This window comes from Streptomyces milbemycinicus, assembly GCF_002154605.1.
Lineage (GTDB): Bacteria > Actinomycetota > Actinomycetes > Streptomycetales > Streptomycetaceae > Streptomyces > Streptomyces milbemycinicus.
This window is the reverse complement of record NZ_MUNE01001161.1, coordinates 1-1000: the sequence shown is the minus strand read 5'-3', so window position 1 is coordinate 1000 and position 1000 is coordinate 1. Positions and strand designations below refer to the sequence as shown.

The window sequence follows — 1000 nt, the reverse complement described above, 5'->3', positions numbered from 1 at the left end:
GGCGCGGTAGTCGTCGGGGTGGAGCCGGCAGGTGCTGGGCGAGGTGGTGCCGGGCCAGTCGGGGGCGTCGATACCGCGGTCGCGGGCGGCGCGCCACATGGTGGGGACGAGTCGGTGTACGTGGGCGGGGGTGGCCATGCGTTCGCACATCCAGAGCAGGCGGCCCGAGCCACGGCGGGGGCCTAGGGTGCGCCAGCGGATGCGCTGGGCAAGGTCGGATGCGGTGATGGCGGCCCAGGGGTGGATGGTGCCGAGGTGGCCTTGGGCTGCGATCCAGGCGAGGTAGCGGCGGGCTTCGTCGAGGATCTGTGCCATGGAGTCGACGGGGATGCCCAGGATGTAGCTGCTGCGGGTGCGGAATGCCTTGGGGCTGTTGGCCACCAGGAGCAGGACAGCACGGGCGAGGTCGCCGGCGGCGGGCTTGTCCTCGTCCTCCCCCGGGGGTTGTGGGGCGTGGGCTGCGTCGGTGTGTCCGCCAGCGCGCAGGACCTGGTAGAGGGCGGTTTTGGCGCGTTCGGTGAACGGGGCTTGTTCGAGGGCGGGCAGGTGAGTGCTGAGCAGGGTGATGAGGGTGTTTTCGGCCTCGTCGGGGCTGCCGGGGACAGGGAGGAGTTGCAGGGTGTCGGTGAGGGTGGTGGCAGTGTCGGCTTCGACCATGAAGCGGCTGGTGAGCTTCCCGGTTTCGGTAATGGTCAGGTTGTCGTTGCCGCCGGGGTCAGGGGTGCGGTGGAGGTAGCCGGCGTCGTTGAGGAAGTCCAGGGCGTCGTGCAGAGGGTCGAGGTGATGGTGTCCCTGGTAGTGGGCGAAGGTCTTGGTCCACCACAGTTCGGCCTGGTCCAGGTCGCGCAGTCGTCCCTGGACGGCTTCGGCCAGGACATGATCGGGAAGGTGGTCGCGGATACGGGAGGTGACGGTGTATCCGGCGGCGAGGCGCGCCTGCCACGGAGCCCGTTCGGTGGGGCTGGTCAGCAGGTAGGCCCAGCCTTCGCGTTCGCCGGCC

1 pseudogene is annotated in these 1000 nt (G+C 69.9%); it reads right to left on the bottom strand.

From position 1 onward, the window contains the following. Positions 1–1000 (bottom strand): annotated as a pseudogene (locus tag CCN51_RS51790) (DEAD/DEAH box helicase); the annotation flags it as partial.